Source organism: Sphingomonas sp., from assembly GCF_042091075.1.
In the GTDB taxonomy this organism is placed as follows: Bacteria; Pseudomonadota; Alphaproteobacteria; order Sphingomonadales; family Sphingomonadaceae; genus Sphingomonas.
Window position 1 is genome coordinate 1 of sequence record NZ_JBELIE010000241.1, and the last position, 3,000, is coordinate 3,000.

At 69.1% G+C, this 3,000-nt stretch carries 3 protein-coding genes and 2 pseudogenes; 4 read left to right on the plus strand and 1 reads right to left on the minus strand.

Annotated features, from left to right (window positions below; all coding sequences use genetic code 11):
* Positions 1-231: pseudogene (locus tag ACFDSW_RS16095) on the plus strand (50S ribosomal protein L10); the annotation flags it as partial.
* Between the two features lie 68 nt (positions 232-299).
* Positions 300-680: a 50S ribosomal protein L7/L12 gene (gene rplL / locus ACFDSW_RS16100; protein WP_375251273.1), complete on the plus strand. Its 381-nt coding sequence runs from the start codon at positions 300-302 to the stop codon at positions 678-680.
* A 336-nt stretch (positions 681-1,016) separates the two neighbouring features.
* Here rplL and ACFDSW_RS16105 read toward each other — a convergent pair whose 3' ends face one another.
* Complete coding sequence (locus tag ACFDSW_RS16105) at positions 1,017-1,865, minus strand: hypothetical protein (RefSeq protein WP_375251274.1); 849 nt, start codon at positions 1,863-1,865, stop codon at positions 1,017-1,019.
* Positions 1,866-1,881: 16 nt separating this feature from the next.
* Here ACFDSW_RS16105 and ACFDSW_RS16110 point away from each other — a divergent pair, with 16 nt between their 5' ends.
* Together ACFDSW_RS16110 and ACFDSW_RS16115 are read left to right on the plus strand one after the other, a co-directional pair.
* Complete coding sequence (locus ACFDSW_RS16110) at positions 1,882-2,178, plus strand: hypothetical protein (protein ID WP_375251275.1); 297 nt, start codon at positions 1,882-1,884, stop codon at positions 2,176-2,178.
* Between the two features lie 382 nt (positions 2,179-2,560).
* Positions 2,561-3,000 (plus strand): annotated as a pseudogene (locus ACFDSW_RS16115) (DNA-directed RNA polymerase subunit beta); the annotation flags it as partial.

Sequence of the window (3,000 nt, forward strand, 5' to 3'; positions counted from 1 at the left end):
TTCGCCAAGACGACCGACAAGTTCGAGATCGTCGGCGGCGCGATGGGCGCAACCCCGCTCGACGTGGCGGGCGTGCAGGCACTGGCCACGCTGCCGTCGCTGGACGAGCTGCGTGCGAAGATCGTCGGCCTGATCGTGGCACCCGCCACGAAGCTGGCGACCATCACCCAGGCCCCGGCGGCGCAGATCGCGCGCGTGCTGGCAGCTTATTCGGAGAAGGAAGCCGCCTGATAACGGGCAGCTTTCGGTTGATTGTTGGAATGTGGGGCCCTGTCCCCGTTTAGATAGGAAGTAAGATCATGGCAGACCTGAACGCGCTGGTGGACCAGCTGAGCGAACTGACCGTCCTCGAGGCCGCCGAGCTCTCGAAGCTGCTCGAAGAGAAGTGGGGCGTGTCGGCCGCTGCGGCGGTTGCGGCGGCACCGGCCGCCGGTGGCGCCGCCGGTGGCGCGCCGGCCGCTGAAGAGAAGACCGAATTCGACGTCATCCTGACCGGCGACGGCGGCAAGAAGATCAACGTCATCAAGGAGGTCCGCGCGATCACCGGCCTGGGCCTGACCGAGGCGAAGGCGCTGGTCGAAGGCGCGCCGAAGCCCGTCAAGGAAGGCGTGTCGAAGGACGAGGCCGAGAAGGTCAAGAAGCAGCTGGAAGAAGCCGGCGCGACCGTCGAGCTCAAGTAAGCCGCAGCGCGGGCGGGCGGCCATGCCGCCTGCCCCGCGCCCGGCCCGCCGCCATGGGATCGAATCCCGTGGCGGTCAGCTAGAAAAGGGGCGGTTCCCGCGCGGGCACCGCCCCTTTTTCATGGGCGTCGCCCACGCGCGGGAGCACAAGGCGGGGTGAGTATCACCTCCGTCGGAACATCCCCCCGGCCGCTCGATCCGCACCGCGAAGCCCCCTGCCAAGGCCCCGCTCAAAGGCCTTGCGGGGGAAGGTGGCACGGCCAGCCTGTGCATAACGCCCCCCGCGCGGGCCCGTGGCCCATGCGCATGTGGCGTCAACTTCATCCTGTTCCGGATTCAACTCCGCAGCGACAGCGCGTGCGGGCGTGCGGCGAGCCGATCGTGCATACGGCCCGGCGTATCGAGCCAGAACGGCGTCAGCTTCGTCGTTCCCTCACGCTCGACGCCGATCGCGAAGCCGGCGGCGGTCTGCCCGTGCACTCCCCCGCTGCCCCCGCTACTGACATAGCGGACATTGACCGCCGCGACCGGCACGAACATCGGGCGCCCCGCCGCCGACAGCACGTTGAGCTGCGCGCGCGTCGCGGTGACGAGCAGGTCGATCGCGCGTTCCTCCCCTGCCGCCAGCGCAAAAGGAGCCACCACCGGGGTTTCAGCCGTTTCGGCGAACAGCGTCGCCAGTTCGCTCTCCTGTCCGATCCGGGCACTGAGCAGACGCACGTCGATCCGCACCTCCTCGGCCACGGCCTCGCCTTCGTTTCGGACCACCAGCACCGCTTCCAGCGTCGCGGTCAACAGATTGACCCCCGCCCGGCGCGGCGTGAGCGCGAACGTCACCCATGCGCGTTCGTCCGGCACGGCATCGGCATGGGCATCGGGATCGGCTATCGCCACGGGCGGCGCGGGTGGCAGCGCGGCGGCAGCGTCCGGGTCGATCGCGGGCGACTGTGCCAGAGCAGCACCCCGCCGACGCCGCCGCCACAGCAGCCCCGCGATCAGCACCGCCGCCCCGGCCGGCAGGACGATCAACCAGCCAAGCCACGGCGAACCCTCGACGTCGCGCGGTTCGATTGACGCCGTCGGGGCGGTCGGGGCGGTCGCGCCGGGTGCGGGAACGGCCGCGTCCGGCGTCGGCGTCGCCGCCGGCGGGGCTTCGGGCGTGGCGGCGGGAGACGGCGGCGTCACGTCCCAAGGTGTTGCGGTGGCACCTGGGACCGGAATCCTGCCAGCGGGTTCGCGGCGCGACGTGGCGACCGCGCGCGGCGTCGGCGTCGGCGACGGCCGATTGGGCGCAACGATGGTGGGCGACGCGATACTTGCAGCCGGATCGGCGGGTGGCACCGCCGTGCCGGCACCCGCAGCAGCCGCGGCGCCCGGCGTGGCGGCGGGCGCAGGCGGGGGCGCGATCGGCACGCGGAGCGGCGCCGGCAACGCGCTCGCCTCCGCCGGGACGGTCGATACCGGCGCGGGGGCGGATTGCTGGGCGACGGTGGGCTGAGCCGCGAGGAGCACGCCGCCGAGCGACGGTAACGACCACAGGAACAGGGAAAAACGCGAACGCATCCACATCCGCTACCGCCGATGACGATGACGTCAACCGTCAACTGCCGTGCGCGGCGGTGGACCGATCGATCGACGCGCCGCGATCATCGCGATGCCGTGCGCGAGTTGACGTCCGCCGCCACCGTCTCTATATCCGGCAGACTTTCCACAGCTTCGGGACATGACGCGCCGTCGCGCAGCGCGTTGTACGGATAGGGGCTGGGAATACAGGACGCTGAAGGCTGCCGTCTTTTCCGCAGAGCGGATCGGGACGTGCGGCCTTTTGCCGTTCGGTATCATGCGCTCGTGAATGAACGGCTGACGAGGCACAAGCTTTTATGGCGACCAATCCGATCGACGCGGGCACGGCCCGGGGCGAGCAGAAGGCGGGAACGCGCAAGCGGCGTATCCGCAAGGTGTTCGGCAACATCCACGAAGTGGTGCAGATGCCGAATTTGATCGAGGTTCAGCGCGAATCCTACGAACAGTTCCTCCGCTCCGATCCGTCGATCGGCTATGTCTCCGGCCTTGAAAAGACGCTGCGCTCGGTATTCCCGATCCGCGATTTCGCCGGCACCGCCGAGCTGGACTTCGTCAATTACGAGCTTGAACCGCCGAAGTTCGACGTCGAGGAATGCCGTCAGCGGGGCATCACTTATGCCGCGCCGATGCGCGTCACGCTGCGCCTGATCGTGTTCGAGGTGGATCCGGATACGGAAACCCGCTCCGTTCTCGATATCAAGGAGCAGGACGTCTACATGGGCGACATGCCGCTCAT

What these genes read in the sequence shown, in the direction of transcription:
- rplL (WP_375251273.1), top strand. Translation starts at nt 300, where the DNA reads ATGGCAGACCTGAACGCGCTGGTGGACCAGCTGAGCGAACTGACCGTC.